General features: G+C 31.6%; 12 protein-coding genes and 1 tRNA gene. 5 read left to right on the plus strand and 8 right to left on the minus strand.

Features of this window, described 5'->3' with window-relative positions:
- Nucleotides 1-97: 97 nt before the first annotated feature.
- The 3 genes from ACN0WB_RS07385 to ACN0WB_RS07395 are packed head-to-tail and all read left to right on the plus strand — an operon-like array spanning nt 98 to nt 5,303.
- On the plus strand, nt 98-1,369 hold the full coding sequence (locus ACN0WB_RS07385) for a phospholipase D family protein (RefSeq protein ID WP_417430366.1): 1,272 nt from the start codon (nt 98-100) through the stop codon (nt 1,367-1,369).
- Nucleotides 1,369-4,593, plus strand: coding sequence for a type I restriction endonuclease subunit R (locus ACN0WB_RS07390; protein WP_417430368.1), 3,225 nt, complete (start codon nt 1,369-1,371; stop codon nt 4,591-4,593). The genes ACN0WB_RS07385 and ACN0WB_RS07390 overlap by 1 nt, the downstream gene beginning before the upstream one ends.
- The gene (locus tag ACN0WB_RS07395; protein ID WP_417430370.1) at nt 4,593-5,303 is read left to right on the plus strand and encodes a M48 family metallopeptidase; all 711 of its coding nucleotides are present in this window, start codon (nt 4,593-4,595) and stop codon (nt 5,301-5,303) included. Before ACN0WB_RS07390 ends, ACN0WB_RS07395 begins: the two co-directional genes overlap by 1 nt.
- Nucleotides 5,304-5,352: 49 nt before the next feature.
- Here the strand turns inward: ACN0WB_RS07395 and ACN0WB_RS07400 are convergent, their stop codons facing one another.
- The 3 genes from ACN0WB_RS07400 to ACN0WB_RS07410 all read right to left on the minus strand — a co-directional run bounded on the left by ACN0WB_RS07400 (nt 5,353) and on the right by ACN0WB_RS07410 (nt 7,294).
- Complete coding sequence (locus ACN0WB_RS07400; RefSeq protein ID WP_417430372.1) at nt 5,353-6,000, minus strand: hypothetical protein; 648 nt, start codon at nt 5,998-6,000, stop codon at nt 5,353-5,355.
- Nucleotides 6,001-6,241: 241 nt separating this feature from the next.
- Nucleotides 6,242-6,323 (minus strand) — tRNA-Leu (locus tag ACN0WB_RS07405).
- A 203-nt stretch (nt 6,324-6,526) separates the two neighbouring features.
- On the minus strand, nt 6,527-7,294 hold the full coding sequence (locus tag ACN0WB_RS07410) for an MBL fold metallo-hydrolase (protein WP_417430374.1): 768 nt from the start codon (nt 7,292-7,294) through the stop codon (nt 6,527-6,529).
- Nucleotides 7,295-7,348: 54 nt separating this feature from the next.
- On the opposite strand from ACN0WB_RS07410, the gene ACN0WB_RS07415 reads away from it, so the two are divergent.
- Both ACN0WB_RS07415 and ACN0WB_RS07420 read left to right on the plus strand, forming a co-directional pair.
- The gene (locus tag ACN0WB_RS07415; RefSeq protein WP_417430376.1) at nt 7,349-8,776 is read left to right on the plus strand and encodes a TonB-dependent receptor; all 1,428 of its coding nucleotides are present in this window, start codon (nt 7,349-7,351) and stop codon (nt 8,774-8,776) included.
- An 11-nt stretch (nt 8,777-8,787) separates the two neighbouring features.
- On the plus strand, nt 8,788-9,237 hold the full coding sequence (locus ACN0WB_RS07420) for a GAF domain-containing protein (protein WP_417430378.1): 450 nt from the start codon (nt 8,788-8,790) through the stop codon (nt 9,235-9,237).
- Between the two features lie 99 nt (nt 9,238-9,336).
- Here ACN0WB_RS07420 and ACN0WB_RS07425 read toward each other — a convergent pair whose 3' ends face one another.
- The 5 genes from ACN0WB_RS07425 to ACN0WB_RS07445 form a co-directional block, all read right to left on the minus strand.
- Nucleotides 9,337-10,062 carry an ABC transporter substrate-binding protein gene (locus ACN0WB_RS07425; RefSeq protein WP_417430380.1) on the minus strand — a complete coding sequence of 242 codons (726 nt, stop codon included), beginning with the start codon at nt 10,060-10,062 and terminating at the stop codon, nt 9,337-9,339.
- Between the two features lie 9 nt (nt 10,063-10,071).
- A complete protein-coding gene (gene mgtE / locus ACN0WB_RS07430) occupies nt 10,072-11,388 on the minus strand; it encodes a magnesium transporter (protein WP_417430382.1) in 1,317 nt (438 codons plus the stop codon).
- Between the two features lie 486 nt (nt 11,389-11,874).
- Entirely contained in the window at nt 11,875-12,081 is a 207-nt protein-coding gene (locus tag ACN0WB_RS07435) for a DUF2892 domain-containing protein (RefSeq protein ID WP_103912369.1), read from the minus strand.
- Between the two features lie 32 nt (nt 12,082-12,113).
- On the minus strand, nt 12,114-12,419 hold the full coding sequence (locus ACN0WB_RS07440) for a P-II family nitrogen regulator (RefSeq protein ID WP_103912370.1): 306 nt from the start codon (nt 12,417-12,419) through the stop codon (nt 12,114-12,116).
- Nucleotides 12,420-12,474: 55 nt separating this feature from the next.
- Entirely contained in the window at nt 12,475-15,708 is a 3,234-nt protein-coding gene (locus ACN0WB_RS07445; protein WP_417430385.1) for an efflux RND transporter permease subunit, read from the minus strand.
- Nucleotides 15,709-15,716 lie beyond the last annotated feature (8 nt).

Genomic DNA, 15,716 nt, shown 5'->3' on the forward strand with positions numbered 1-15,716 from the left:
AGAGAGAATTTAAGAGAAGAAATAAAAGGAATTGTATATATAATTCAGCATTAAGTTATTTAAAGATTATTGACTTCAGATATTTAAAATCAATTACATGAAAATAGTAAAATTACAGTCGCATTTAGTTCCTGAAATTAGAAAAGCAAAAGAAGTTTTCATTGCAACAGCTATTATTTCAGAAAAAGGATTAGAAACCATTTTAAATAATATAGATACGGAATGTAAGTTAAAATTAATAATAGGGATTGATTTACCTACTCCAGTTGTAGTTTTTAAAAAAATTCTAGAATTAAAAAATGAAAATATTATAGCAAAAGTATTTCTAAAGCCAACTTATTTTCATCCAAAATTATATTTAACAAATGGAGAAAACAAAACTGTCTTTGTAGGTTCTGGAAATTGTACGAGAGGTGGTTTGGAGAATCACATTGAGTTGTTTCATAAAGTTTCAAATGAAAAAGACTATTTAGAATATGTAACATGGTTCAATACTTATTTCAATTTAAGTTCAGAGATTACAGAAGAATGGTTAACAGAATACGAAAAACTATATGATAATAGGGAATTAATTGAAAATTTAGATAGAAATAAAGTAAGTGCCTTCAAAAAAAGAATTTCATCAACTAAAGAAACTATTGATTTAGAAACTATTGATTTTACAAATCAGTTTTTTAAATCGACGCATTATAAAGCTTTCGAAATTCACAAATTAAAAAGCCGAATACCAGAGCATGATGATGAACGATTAGAAGTTAAGAAAAAACTAGAAGAATTACACGAAATTTTATTACCATTAATCAGAAATAATAACTGGGATTTGTTTCCGCATCACATGAATACTCATATTGTTTCGTCTCACAAACATGGTGAATTTACAGGAGAAGATTTAGGAGCATTATGGTTACATTATGGTAAAAGTGAAAAGGAATTATCAAAGTTTAAAGAGCTTTATGGTGAAAACCAAACAAGTATGTACCAAATGCGGCTTCAAGTTTTAGTTCATTTAGAAGAGGTTTCCATTTGGTTACGTGTAGGAAAAAATAATGGAAGCGTTGTTGATCGCGATAGTTTCAAACAGAAACTAAAACAAGTCAGTTATCAAAATATTTTTTATTCTCTAATGGGTAACCTAGATAAAAACTTTTTTATACAGATCAATAAAGAAAAAAGATACGTTGGTTCATTTAACAATGCTTCTGAATTATATGAATTCGTGAAAAATGATAATGTCACAAATTATTTTATAATAGGGAGAGAGTTTCTTCCTTGTTCAGAAGATATTAGTATTGATAATATTGCTGAAACTGTTATCAAAAATTTTGAAATTTTGTATCCCATATATAATTTAATTAAAACGGAAATATAATGGCAACACCATCATATATAGAAGACCACATCAGTCAAATCCCGGCATTGCAATTACTCATAAAAATGGGTTATCAATATTTGTCGCCAGATGAAGCTATGGATTTGCGTGGCGGTAGAACCAGTAATGTATTGCTTGAACCGATTTTGAAAAAGCAACTCGAAAAAATAAATAGCATACAATACAAAGGCAAAGAGTTTTCTTTTTCAGAAAGCAACATCAATTCTGCTATTATTGCAATTAGGGAATTGCCTATTCAAGATGGTTTTATCAAAGCAAATCAGGATTTTTATGACCTAATTACTTTAGGTAAAAGTTTAGAACAAAGCATTTTAAACGATAAAAAAAGTTTCTCTTTTCAATACATTGATTGGAAAAATATTGAAAATAATAGTTTCCATGTTTCGGAAGAATATGCTGTTTTGAGAAGTGAAAGAAATGATACTTATCGCCCAGATATTGTTTTGTTTATCAATGGAATTCCGATGGTGGTAATAGAATGTAAAAGCAATATAATAAAAGATCCGGTAAATGAAGCCATTTCCCAGCATTTAAGAAATCAACAGGAAGATGGAATAAGAAATTTATATCAGTATTCTAATATCACAATGTCTTTGGCAGTAAACGAAGCCAGATATGCTACAACAGCAACCCACAAAGAATTTTGGAGTGTTTGGAAAGAAGTGTTCCGAACCAAAGAAGAAGGCGTGAATTACGGAGATGCCATCAGAAATTTGAAAAATAGTGAATTACCAAATACAGAAAGAACTGCTATTTTCAATCAAAGGTTTAAAAATGTTCTGTATTATTTTAATCAATTAGAAAAAGAAGAAGTAATTGTTACAGAACAAGATAAACTCTTATTTAGTCTTTGTCAGAAATATAGAATTTTAGACCTTATTTTTAATTATATCGTTTATGATGATGGTATAAAGAAAATAGCAAGGTATCAACAATATTTTGCCATCAAAGAAACACTCAAAAAAATAAGTGTTCCAGATAAAACTGGAAAAAGAATTGGTGGTGTAATTTGGCATACACAAGGAAGCGGAAAATCTTTGACAATGGTGATGTTGGCTCAAATGATTGCTTCTCAAAAAGACATTAAAAATCCCAAAATAATTTTAGTTACGGATAGAATTGATTTGAATACCCAAATCACAGAAACTTTCCAGAAATGCCATTTAGAAGTTGAAGAAGCGCAAACAGGAAAACATTTGGTAGAACTAATCAACAGTTCAACAGATGCTGTGATTACTACTTTAATTCACAAATTTGAAGCAGCCATTAATCAAGAAAAAAATGGTTTTCCTTCGCCTAATATTTTTGTGCTGATTGATGAAGGACATAGAAGTCAATACGGAACTTTCAACGTGAAAATGCAAAAAGTTTTTCCAAATGCTTGTTTTGTTGCTTTTACTGGAACACCATTGATGAAAAAGGAAAAAAGCACTGCGGATAAATTTGGTGGTTTGATTGATGTATATTCTATAACCGATGCAGTAGAAGATAAAGCAGTTGTACCATTGCTTTATGAAGGTCGGCACAATATTATTGAGGTAAATGATAAACCATTAGACACTTTTTTCGATAAAGTTTCAGAACCATTAACACCTTATGGAAAAGCAGCGCTCAAAAGAAAATACAGTTCTACCAATCAATTAAACAAAGCAGACCAAGTAATCTATGCACGAGCGTGGGATATTAGTGAGCATTTTGCAGATAATATTCAAGGAACTGGATTTAAAGGTCAATTGGTTGCACCAAACAAAACTACTGCAATCAAATACCGAGAATATTTAAAAGAAATCGGTAAAGTAAGTTGTGAAGTGCTAATTTCTGCACCAGATACGAGAGAGAATTACGAAGATGCTTTTGAAGAAAATGAAGATGTAGTGCTGAAGTTTTACAAAGCGATGATGAGTAAATACGGTAAACAATCCAATTACGAAAAATCTGTAATCAGCGCGTTTAAAAAACAAGAACAACCAGAGATAATAATCGTTGTAGATAAATTGTTGACTGGTTTTGATGCACCAAATAATCAGGTTTTATATGTTACCAGAGCTTTAAGAGAACATACTTTGCTACAAGCAATTGCGAGGGTAAATAGAGTTGCACCAGGAAAAGAATATGGCTTCATCATTGATTATTTTGGCAATTTGGAAAATCTTGATAGTGCCTTGAATACTTATAGTGGTTTAGATGAATTCGACCAAGAAGAATTAGCCGGAACAATTATCAATATCAACAAAGAAATAGAAAAATTACCCCAAGCTCACAGCGAACTTTGGGATTTGTTCAAAACCATAAAAAACAAATATGATGCAGAAGCTTTTTCTGAATTTCTAAATGATGAAAGCATTCGACATCTTTTTTATGAAAAACTATCCGCATTTGTACGATTGTTCAAATTGGCAATGGCATCCATTAATTTTAATGACATTAAAAATGAAAAAACAATTGATCGATATAAAAAGGACAGTAAATTTTTCTTGCAATTAAGAATAGACGTAAAAAGAAGATATTTTGATGATATAGATATTTCTGCTTTTGAACCCCAAATTCAAAAATTGATTGATAAACATATTTCCACAGAGGGAGAAATTTTAAAAATTACAGAACTCGTCAATATTTTTGATAAGGATAAAAGAGAAGAGGAAGTAGAAAAATTAACAGGAAAAGCAGCAAAAGCAGACCATATTGCAACCCGAACGGTAAAAGCGATCAACGTAAAAATGAATGAGGATCCTATCTTCTACAAAAATTTATCAACTTTAATAAGAGAAGCAATTAGTGATTATCATCAACATAGAATTGATGAAGCTTTGTATCTGCAAAGAGCCAAAGAATATGAAAATCAATTTCTTACCGGGAAACAAAATAATGTTCCAAATGCGATAGAGGAAAAGCCAAATGCTATTGCATTTTATAACTTAATTAATGCGGTTTTAGAAGATAGTTTCAGCAACAATCCTGAACCTAAAGAAGTACAAGCACAAACTGCAGTAGAAGTGGAAGAATGTATTAAAAGAAGCGTTTATGAGAATGAAACACTCATCATCGATTGGCAAACCAATACAGAAATTGAAAAAGAAATAAAAAATAATCTAGATGATTTGCTTTTCGAAAAACAGCAACAGCATGACACGCAATTCTCTTTTGATAAAATTGATGAGTTGATAGAGGAAGTAATAAAAATTGCAAAACTAAAATACGTTTAATGCAAAATGCAATTCACCAAATAGTTTACGGTAGCAAAAACATTACATATAATTTGACTTTTGCAACTAGAACATCATTAGGAATAAAAGTTAATCCTGATGGTTTAGTATCTGTTGTCGCACCAGATAATGCAAGTATTGAAGAAATCAATAAAAAAGTGAAATCTAAAGCAAAATGGATTTTGAAACAACAAGCTTTCTTTCATAGTTATTTGCCAAACACCCCAAAACGTTATTTTATAAATGGAGAAACCCATTTGTATTTGGGAAGACAATATAAATTGCAAATCATTGAAGCTTCTGTAGATGAGATAAAAATTTTTAGAGGTGCATTGATTATGAAAACAAAAAAAAACAATCCAGAATATTTAGAAAAGAAACTAAATGAATGGTATAAGGAAAAAGCAAACATTCATTTTTATGAATTATTAAAAATTTCATTAGAAAAATTCAAAAAATATAGGATAGAAAACCCTGTTTTAGAAATTAGGTTAATGAAGAAACGTTGGGGAAGCTGCACTGCCGAAAGTAAAATAATACTAAATACAGAATTAATAAAAGCACCGAAAGGAAGCATAGAATATGTAATTACCCACGAATTGTGCCACCTAATACACCACAATCACAACAAAAAATTCTATGATCTACAAAACAAATTATCTCCAGATTGGATGAAATGGAAAGAGAAATTGGAGCAAGTGCTTTCGTGAATTTCATTAGAATTGCTTTTAAGTACTTGTTTCAGAAATGATTATTAAATCATTCTATATACCTCTTTTTCCCCAAAATAATTTCATCAATCTGATAATCAAGTAAATTTACTTCATCGAAAATGTTGATTTTACCTTCATATTTTGCTTTATCAATTGCAAATTTTCGGTAAGAGTTATAAACACCGCTTTTTAACTGAATGGAAATTTCCATCTTGTTATTTTCTAATTGGTAGTAAATTGCATCAACATAGAGATAATCATTCCCAATTTTTGCTTTAATAAAGGGAAATTGAAAACTATCTCCTTTGTTTGGAATAGTTTTTAAACTTATTGTAAAGATTTGATATTCATCAAAATGTGAGCAAAGCAAGTCAACCTGTATCTCATTTACACAGCAAAAAAGTTCTGGTTTTTCTTCGTTTAGAAGTATAATATCATTGTAGATTTCTTTTAACCATTTCGAAATTTTAACCATGCTAAAACCAGTCAATTTTGAAATTTTTGTAATATTTATATTTTGATCGTCATTAAAAAATTCTTTTTCAAGAAGCAATTTCAAAAATTCATTGTACTGTTTTCTATTATCTTCATATAGCAATTTTTCAGAATAAATTGTCATGGAACTCAAACTAAATAAATATTCTAAAGTAGTAGCAGTGTGGTTAATTGAAGGTTTGTCTTTTCTTCTTCCCATTTTTGTTTTAAAATTAAAGAAAAATTTTGTTTTCGATCACAGGTAAATTGAGAAATACTATGGATTTACGGGACAGATTAAACTGTATTCTAAAGTGTACAGTTTGTTATAAAATAAATGCATTTTAGATAGATTAAAAAAAATGTTCTAAACTAAAATAAAAATGCGGACAAATTGCGGACAGATTACAACCTATAAAAACGTAAAACGCTGCTAATCAAAAGATTAACAGCGTTTTTTGTACCCGGTGCCGGAATCGAACCGGCACATCGTGAGATACTAGAGTTTGAGTCTAGCGCGTCTACCAATTCCGCCAACCGGGCTTTTTAAATTGGTGTGCAAATATAGTATTATTATTTATTTTTGAAAGAATTCAAAAGAAATATTTTAAAATTTCCTTCTCTGAGATAAATAGAAAAATCAAATTTTTAAGAATCCGAAGACTAATTAATTTTTTTCTCACAGATTAAAAAGATTGAACAGGTTTATTTTAATAAAACTAAAACCTAATCCCTACAAACTAACTCTAAAATTTAATTTCCAAACCATCATAAGCTAAAAAAATATTATCTGGTAATTCTTTTTGAACTTCATCATGCAACCCAAATTCATGACTAATATGAATTAAATAAATTTTATTTGGTTTTAAACTTTCATTTAATATTAAGATTTCGGGTAAAATAAAATGAGAAATATGAGTTGGTGATTTTCTGAGACAATTTATTATTAAAACATCTAAATTTCGCAAAAGTGGTAAAGTAGTTTTTGGGAAAAAACTGGCATCTGTAATGTAACACAGATTTTTAATTTTAAAACCGAGAATTGGAAGTTTGTAATGCAGAACAGGAATTGGCGTGATTTCTACATTTTCTACAACAAATTTATTTTCTCCAATTTCATGCATTTCAAAAGATGGCGCACCTGGATATTTTATTTCAGCAAAAGCGTAGGAAAATATAGTTTTAATTTTATTTGCTACTCTGGGTAAAGCATAAATCGGCATATCCTTTTTATTTCGGAAAATAATCGGGCGTAAATCGTCTAAGCCAATTACATGATCTGTGTGTTCATGGGAAATAAGAACTGCATCAATGTGGGATTCATCATTAGATAGCATTTGTTGACGAAAATCTGGACCACAATCTATCAATATTTTTTTGCCAAAATCTGAGGTGATTAAAGCAGAAGTTCGTAAACGTTTATCTTTAAAATTAGAAGAAGTGCAAACCTCGTCTTTACAGCCAATTACAGGAACACCTTGCGAAGTACCAGTTCCTAAAAATTTCAACTTCATTGTTTTTGAGGTTGGTTTTATTTTGGTAAATTTACAAAAATTTAAATGTAAGTGATGACGCAAAAATTAACACCGAAACAGAAGGCTTTAGCAATTAATTTAGACTCCTCTATTTACGGTACTTTTGCAGAAATTGGAGCTGGACAAGAAACCGTTCGGCATTTTTTTCGCGCAGGTGGCGCTTCTAATACCATTGCAAAAGCGATGTCTGCTTATGACAAAGATTTTAGCGATGCCATTTATGGAAAAGAACATAAAAATCGATATGTAACACAACAACGCTTGCGAAAAATGTTGCGCTATGAAGTTTCTCTAATTGAAGAACGTTTGGAACGAGAATCTAATCCTGGAAAACGCTATTTTTCTTACGCAAATACAGTTACAACCATTAATTTTGATAAAACCATGAAAGGTCATGGTTGGGTGGGAATTCGTTTTCAAACGACAGAAGATGAGGATTATAATGAGATTGTAATTCATGTAAAATTTATTGATAATGATGCGACGCTTCAACAAGAAACTTTGGGAAGTTTGGGTGTGAATTTAATTTACGGCGCTTATCATTACAGCGATAATCCAAGAAAATTACTCGAATCTTTATACGATGATATTGCTTTAGATAAGCTGGAAATTGATATGATTGATTTTAGTGGACCATGTTTTCGCTATGTTGAAAACCGTTTGATGAGTTTGCAATTGGTGAAATTGGGAATGACAGAAGCTGTGATTTTTAATTCTGAAGGCAATAATATGTTACCTGCAGATGTACTTTATAAAAAAAATATTTTTGCGGTTCGTGGTAGTTTTCGCCCAGTAACTTTGGTAAACATTGATATGTTTGAAAACGGATTGGAAATGTTTTTAAAAGATGCCAATTGTGAAAAGAAAGAAACTGAAGTTTTGTTTGAAATAACAATTTCCAATTTACGCGCTTTTGGTGATATTGATGAACGGGATTTTCTTGATAGAGTAGATGTTTTAGCGAAATTAGGTTACAATATTTTGATATCTAATTTCTCAGAATATTACAGAATGGTAGAATATTTTGCAACATTTACTAATAAATATATTGGTGTTGCAATGGGCGTTAATAATCTTTTAGATGTTTTTGATGAGGAATATTACAAAAATCTTTCGGGTGGAATTTTAGAGGCTTTTGGTAAATTTTTCCGCAAAGATATGCGTGTTTATCTTTATCCCTACAAAGATCCCATCACGCACGAACTTTTAACATCTAATAATTTAAAAGTAAATACCAATTTGAAAGAATTGTATAAATATTTTAAAATTAATGATAGAATTGTAGATATTGTAAATTATAATCCAGATTATTCTGAAATATATTCCCGTGAAATCTTAAAGAAAATCTCTCATAATGAAAAAGGATGGGAATCTCAAGTTCCTGATGGTGTTGCCGAAATTATAAAAGAACGCGGTATGTTCGGTTATAAAGAAGAAGTAACCTTTGAAGAATATACTTAAAAATTAAAAAAATGTCTGATATAAAAAAACGACTTTCCTCCATATTAGAAAGTCCGAAACAAAGCACAGAAGAAAAACTACAAAAAGTTTGTCAATTATTAGATCAAGAAATTTCTTATTTTAATTGGACGGGTTTTTATTTTAAAAATGGCGATAAAAATGAATTGAAACTTGGTCCATTTGTAGGCGCACCAACTGATCATATTATTATTCCTTATGGAAAAGGAATTTGCGGGCAAGTCGCAGTTTCAAACGAAACTTTTGTTGTACCAGATGTTTATGCGCAAGAAAATTATCTGTCTTGTTCAATCGATACTAAAGCTGAAATTGTAGTTCCTATTTTTAAAAATGGAGAGAATATTGGCCAAATTGATATTGATTCTCACAAAATAAATCCATTCACAGAAGAGGATAAAGAAATGTTGCAATGGCTTTGTGAGGAAATAGGAAAAATTATTTAACTTTATTTAACTATTGTGTTGCAAATTTTTCGCATTTAGTAAATTTCATATTTAAATCTGCTTAATTTGTAAATTCTGCGAGATTTTTTTTGTAAATATTTAAAAAGATAATTTCTTTAAATCTTTGTAATAATCTTCGAATTCAGCGATGTGACTTCCAAACCAAGAAAATGCTTCACCGTCCAATAATTTCACTTTTAGATGAGGTAATTTTTTTTGAAAGTCTGAAATGTGTGTTTCATTAAATGGAAAAGGTTCTGTTGAAAGAAAAAGATAATCTGCTTTTTTTAAATCTTTTAAATTAATTTTAGGATATCTTTTTTGATTTTTAAATATATTCTCGAAACCAGTTTTTTCCAGAATTTCGTTAATAAAAGTATCGCCGCCAATTGTCATTAAAGGATTTTGCCAAATTAAATACGCCACTTTTTTCAGTTGATTTTCTTTAAAATTATTAAAAATTTCCTCAATTTTGAGGTTTAATTTTTGGGCTTCTTCTCTCTTTTTTAAAACCATACCTAATTCCCAAATAAAATTTTCATTGTCTTTCAGATTAGAAATTTCGGTAGTCCAAACTCGGCAATATTGTTTTAATTTCTCAACTTGAATTTTTTCATTTTCTTCTTTATTGGCAATGATTAAATCTGGTTTTAAAGCTAAAATTTTTTCAATATTTAGATTTTTTGTACCACCAATTATGGGGATATTTTTTACTAATTTTTTAGGATGAATACAGAATTTTGTTCTTCCAACCAATTCATGATTTTCTAGTCCTAAATCAAATAAAGTTTTAGTAATTGAAGGAACAAGCGAAATAATTTTCATTAAAGAAAGTTACAAAAGTTTCCCCGAAAGAAATAAACCTGCAACCGTGAAATAAATAATTAAACCAGTCACATCTACCAAAGTTGCCACAAATGGCGCGGATGAAGTTGCGGGATCTAATTTTAATCTTTTTAAAACAAACGGAATCATAGAACCAGAAAGCGTACCCCACAAAACGATTAATACTAAAGAAACGGAAACGCTTAAACCTACTGCAACCCAATGTTCTCCGTAATTAAAAAGTCCTATTTTTTGCCAAGTCATAATTCTGATGAAACCAATTACTCCCAAAAGTGATCCTAAAAATACACCCGAAATTATTTCTTTTTTCATTACATACCACCAATCTTTTAAGGTAAGTTCTTGCAAAGCCATCGCACGAATAATTAAAGTTGCAGCTTGTGAGCCAGAATTCCCACCACTGGAAATAATAAGTGGAACGAAAAGTGCTAAAACAACTGCTTTCTGAATTTCTAATTCATAAAAACCCATTGCAGAAGCAGTTAACATTTCTGAAACGAATAAAATGACGAGCCAAGTTCCTCTTTTTTTAATCATTTCTATCCAAGAAGTTTGTGTATAAGGTAAATCCAGAGCTTCTACACCACCAAATTTTTGAATATCTTCGGTATTTTGAGATTCAATTTGATCTAAAATATCATCAATTGTAACAATCCCAACCAAAACACCAGATTCTGTGACAATTGGAAGTGCACTTCTATCGTACTTTTCAAAATAAGGAACTGCGTCTTCTTTTGTAGTTGTGGTTTTTATGGCAACAAATTCGTGGTCTGTTAATTCTGAAATTAATTGATCTTCTTCCGCCAAAAGCAAAGTTCCGATGGTAATATCATCGATTAATTTATTTTTTTCATCAACTACGTAGAGAAAATTCATCGTTTCTACACGCTCACCCACTCTTTTTATTTGTTGAAAACATCTTTTTACCGTCCATTCTTTTCGAATTTGAATGTAATAAGGCGTCATCAAACGGGCGATGGAATCTACGTCATAACCTAGAAGTTTTAGTGCAACACGTCTTTCTTGGGGATTTAATAAATTAATGGAAGACTTGATAAGTTCATCTGGGAAATCCTCAAAAAGTTGTGTTCTATCATCTGGCGACATTTCATTTAAAATATCTGCAACTTCGTGAGAAGCCATACTTCGAATAGTTTCTTCCTGAAAATCGGGATCGAGATGCGAAAATACGTCGGCTTTATATTCTTTTGGAACTTTTAAAAATGCAATCAACCGCTCGTCTGGATGCAATGCACTCAGATTTTCGGCGATATCGGCAGGATTTAAAACGAGTTCTTCAATCATAAAACAAACAGCATTTTTTGATGCCGCAAAAATAAAGGAAAAAATTTAAAAAATATCATAAGCGATTGATTAATATAGAATTTATTGGAAAGAAAATTTTAATTGGTTAAAATAATTTGGAAAGTTTAATATGAACTATTTATATTATTTTGTCATTAAAATTACTTTAAAAGATTGAACTCCTAAGGAGTTCTTTTACAATCTTATTCATTTTTTTTACACAGATATTGCTCCTATGGAGGATTTTTCTTTTTCTGAAAATTCAAAGATAAAATGGTATTATTCAATGCATGAAAAAGAAATATTGCAAAAGAGGCAAAACTGAATCTTATATTTTAAGAAATTCAAAAGGTTGCAAAATGTTCACTTTTTGCTCTTTTGTGGTTAAGAAATTTTCTAAAATATTTGTTATTTACAAAACAAACATTTAGCAAAAAATCCCCGCAAAATAAATTGCAGGGACTTTTCGAATTTTTTTTGTATTTGTTACGCGCCACAAGAAGCGCCCTCGTCGGTATAGCCCATTTTTGCTAAAATTCTATCGAGCAAGCACCAATTTGTTATAGAAGATTGAAGTAAATTTAGCCCCACAAATCCAGTTAAATAAAGCCAATTTTGACTCACGTAAATGGATAAAAGTACACTTACCAAAATCATGGTTCCTGCAAATGCGTGTATAATTCTAGTTTTCATATGTAGATTTCTATTTTTTTTTAAGGTCATATTTAAAATTGTTCTTCTAATGCAACAAGCGCAATATGTATATTGGAAAGCGATTCTTGTTTTGCATTAAATTCTTTTACTTTTTCTAGGATTTGCACTGAATTTTCTGCTGATACAAAAACCGTGAAAAGCAAAGATTCGGTTTCAGAATAAGAAGAGGCAAACCAGTTTTCTAAAACATTGCTGTCTTTTTCATTCTTAAAACCTCGAACTTCGTGATAGGTAAATGATTTTGCGCCAGATTTCACGAGAATATTTTTCACGTCTTTTTCAAATTCGGTGATGGCTGTTATGAGTAAGAGTTTCATATTTTGCTGTTTTAAAATCTCTGCCGAAAAATCTTTCGGCAGAGATTTAGGTTAATTAATCTTGAGTTTTTTCTTCAATTTCAATTGGTTCTTCAATTTCGTTTTGAAGCCAATTTTTCTTTTCAGACATGTAATATATTAATGGAATAACTATCAATGTCAATAGAGTAGAAACGATTGCTCCAAATACTAATGAAATGGCCAAACCTTGAAAAATTGGATCAAATAAAATAATAATTGCTCCGATTACCACCGCGCCAGTTGTTAATAAAATCGGCGTTGTTCTTACGGCTCCGGCTTCAATAATGGCTTGTTTTATAGGTTCTCCTTCTCGCAATCGAATTTCAATAAAATCTATTAAAAGAATGGAATTCCTCACCATAATTCCGGCCAAAGCAATCATCCCGATAAATGAAGTTGCTGTGAAAAATGCACCTAGAAGCCAGTGTCCAAAGACAATCCCAATCAACGAAAGTGGAATGGCAATCATCATCATAATCGGCGTTTTAAAGTTTTGGAACCAACCGACAATCAGCATATAAATTATAATAATTACTACTAAAAACGCCACGCCTAAATCCCGGAAAACTTCTAAAGTAATTTGCCATTCTCCATCCCATTTCACGGTGTAGTTAGACTCATCTTTTGGCGCATTCATGTATAATTCGTTTAAAGAATAGCCTTCTGGAAGTTTAATATTTTTTAGTTTTTTATCCATTCCAAGAATAGCGTAAGCCGGGCTTTCTAATCCACCTGCCATATCTGCAAGCACATATACCACGCGTTTTTGATCTTTTCGGTAAATAGATTTTTGCAAAGTTTCGCGTTTTACTTTTACCAAATCTTTCACAGGAACCATTCCATTGCTACCTTTTATTTTTAAATCGGTAATGTCTGAAATGCTTGTTTTCTCATTATTATTTAATTTCATAATGATGTTTACTGCGTCGTTAGATTTTGGATCCATCAAAGTTCCGATAGGATGTTCGCCTATTAAATAGGTAAGATTTCCTACAATTTGCTGTGGCGCAACACCATTTAACATTGCTTTTTCTTTATCGGCTGCGATTTTAAACTCCGTTTGTGGTGCTTCTACCATCCAATCTACATCTACAACATCATCGGTATTTCTTAAAATAGTTTCGAGTTGACTCGCAATTTTTATTTGTTCATCGTAGTTTGGCCCATAAACTTCTGCAACAATGGTTGATAAAACTGGCGGACCTGGCGGAACTTCTACAATTTTCACATTTGCACCATATTTTTTTGCAATTTTTTGAATTTCAACACGAATGGTTTTTGCCACCTCATGGCTTTGTTTTTTTCTGTCTTCTTTACCTAAAAGATTAACTTGAATATCTGCAGTATTGCTACTTCCACGCAAATCATAATGGCGCACCAAACCATTGAAGGTAATTGGCGAAGAAGCACCAATGTAACTTTGATAGTTCACCACTTCGGGAACAGTTTTAACGTATTGCGCAATATCTTGCGTTACCGCAGCAGTTCTTTCTAAAGTGGTTCCTTCTGGCATATCGATAATCACTTGCACTTCGTTTTTATTATCAAAAGGAAGCATTTTTACAGCGACAGATTTAGTGAAAAACGCTAGTACAGAAATCATCAACAGAAATACTGTAATGCCGAGCATTATCCATCTTTTCTTTTTACTATCGAGAAGTGGCTTCTCGATTTTTCTATAGATTTTATAGATAAAACCGGTTTCTAAACCTTGCTCTTCTTTATGTGCTTCGGAATCTTTTACTTTTAATAAATGAAATCCCAAATAAGGCGTAATTGTTAACGCGACAAAAAGGGAAAGTATCATCGCTATCGACGCACCAATAGGCATTGGTGACATGTAAGGTCCCATCATTCCGGAAACAAATGCCATCGGTAAAATAGCGGCAATTACCGTAAATGTTGCCAAAATTGTCGGGTTTCCCACTTCATTAATTGCGAAAAGTGCTGCTTGTTTAAATGGTAGTTTCTTCATGTGGAAATGCCTGTGCATATTTTCCGCAATAATAATACTATCATCGACGACGATTCCTACCACGAAAACCAAGGCGAAAAGTGTAATTCTATTCAGCGTGTAACCCAACATATAATAGGCAAAAAGCGTTAATGCAAAGGTTAATGGCACCGAAAAGAAAACGACGAGTCCGCCGCGCCATCCCATTGCAAGCATCACCAAAATGGTAACGGCGATAATGGCAATTCCCAAGTGACCCATTAACTCTGATACTTTGTGAGAAGCCGTTTCACCGTAATTTCGGGTTACTTCTACATGAACATCGTTTGGAATTAAATTTTTCTTTAATGATTCTACTTTTGTTAAAATTTCCTCGGAAATTTTCATGGCATCTGCACCTTTTACTTTTGATACAGAAAGCGTTACCGCAGGATATTCTGATAGAAAACTTTTGCCTTTTTCAGTGGCGTTTCCATAGCCAAAATTCACATAATTTGTAGAAGAGGCTGGGCCATCTTCAATTTTTGCAACTTGCTTTAAATAAACAGGCATGTTTTGCGAAGTCCCAATCACCAAATTTCCAACATCTTCTGCTGAACTTAGAAACTCACCAGTTGTTACCAAATATTCTGTATCATTACTCTCAAAACTTCCCGATTGCGAACTGCCATTATTAGCTTGAATCATTTGCATAATGCCCAAAGCATCTACATTTAATTCTGCCATTTTATCTTTATCAACTATCACTTTCAGTTGACGGCTTCTTCCGCCAATCACGTCTGTTTGCGAAACGTCTTTTATCTTTTTTACTTGAGAAGCGAGTTCTTCTGTAATTTGTCTTAATTGAAAATCATTGTATTTATTGCTCCAAAGCGTTAAACCCAACATCGGAACATCGTCTATAGAGCGCGTTTTTACCAAAGGATCTGTTACTCCTTTCGGGAAAATATTTTTGTTTTTCATCAACTCATCGTATAGTTTTACGTAAGAGCGTTCAGTATCTTCGCCAACGTAAAATTGTACAATAATCATCGCTTTACCGTCCATAGACATACTGTGAACGTGCTCTACACCTTTGATGTTTGAGATTACTTTTTCTAAAGGTTTTACCACACGGTTTTCAACTTCCGTAGGATTTGCACCGGGATAACCGACCATTACATCTGCCATTGGTACAATTATCTGCGGCTCTTCTTCTCTCGGTATTAATGTGGAACTGTATGCGCCAATAATCATCAACGCAACCATCAAAAGAATGGTGAGTTTTGAATTGATAAAGACTTTGGCTATTTTTCCTGCTATTCCTTCTTGCATAATTTTAT

The organism is Halpernia sp. (genome assembly GCF_048269545.1).
Lineage (GTDB): Bacteria > Bacteroidota > Bacteroidia > Flavobacteriales > Weeksellaceae > Halpernia.

What these genes read in the sequence shown, in the direction of transcription:
- ACN0WB_RS07390 (WP_417430368.1), top strand. Translation starts at nt 1,369, where the DNA reads ATGGCAACACCATCATATATAGAAGACCACATCAGTCAAATCCCGGCA.
- ACN0WB_RS07435 (WP_103912369.1), bottom strand. Translation starts at nt 12,081, where the DNA reads ATGAAAACTAGAATTATACACGCATTTGCAGGAACCATGATTTTGGTA.
- ACN0WB_RS07425 (WP_417430380.1), bottom strand. Translation starts at nt 10,062, where the DNA reads ATGAAAATTATTTCGCTTGTTCCTTCAATTACTAAAACTTTATTTGAT.
- ACN0WB_RS07440 (WP_103912370.1), bottom strand. Translation starts at nt 12,419, where the DNA reads ATGAAACTCTTACTCATAACAGCCATCACCGAATTTGAAAAAGACGTG.
- ACN0WB_RS07395 (WP_417430370.1), top strand. Translation starts at nt 4,593, where the DNA reads ATGCAAAATGCAATTCACCAAATAGTTTACGGTAGCAAAAACATTACA.
- mgtE (WP_417430382.1), bottom strand. Translation starts at nt 11,388, where the DNA reads ATGATTGAAGAACTCGTTTTAAATCCTGCCGATATCGCCGAAAATCTG.
- ACN0WB_RS07385 (WP_417430366.1), top strand. Translation starts at nt 98, where the DNA reads ATGAAAATAGTAAAATTACAGTCGCATTTAGTTCCTGAAATTAGAAAA.
- ACN0WB_RS07410 (WP_417430374.1), bottom strand. Translation starts at nt 7,294, where the DNA reads ATGAAGTTGAAATTTTTAGGAACTGGTACTTCGCAAGGTGTTCCTGTA.
- ACN0WB_RS07445 (WP_417430385.1), bottom strand. Translation starts at nt 15,708, where the DNA reads ATGCAAGAAGGAATAGCAGGAAAAATAGCCAAAGTCTTTATCAATTCA.
- ACN0WB_RS07400 (WP_417430372.1), bottom strand. Translation starts at nt 6,000, where the DNA reads ATGGGAAGAAGAAAAGACAAACCTTCAATTAACCACACTGCTACTACT.
- ACN0WB_RS07415 (WP_417430376.1), top strand. Translation starts at nt 7,349, where the DNA reads ATGACGCAAAAATTAACACCGAAACAGAAGGCTTTAGCAATTAATTTA.
- ACN0WB_RS07420 (WP_417430378.1), top strand. Translation starts at nt 8,788, where the DNA reads ATGTCTGATATAAAAAAACGACTTTCCTCCATATTAGAAAGTCCGAAA.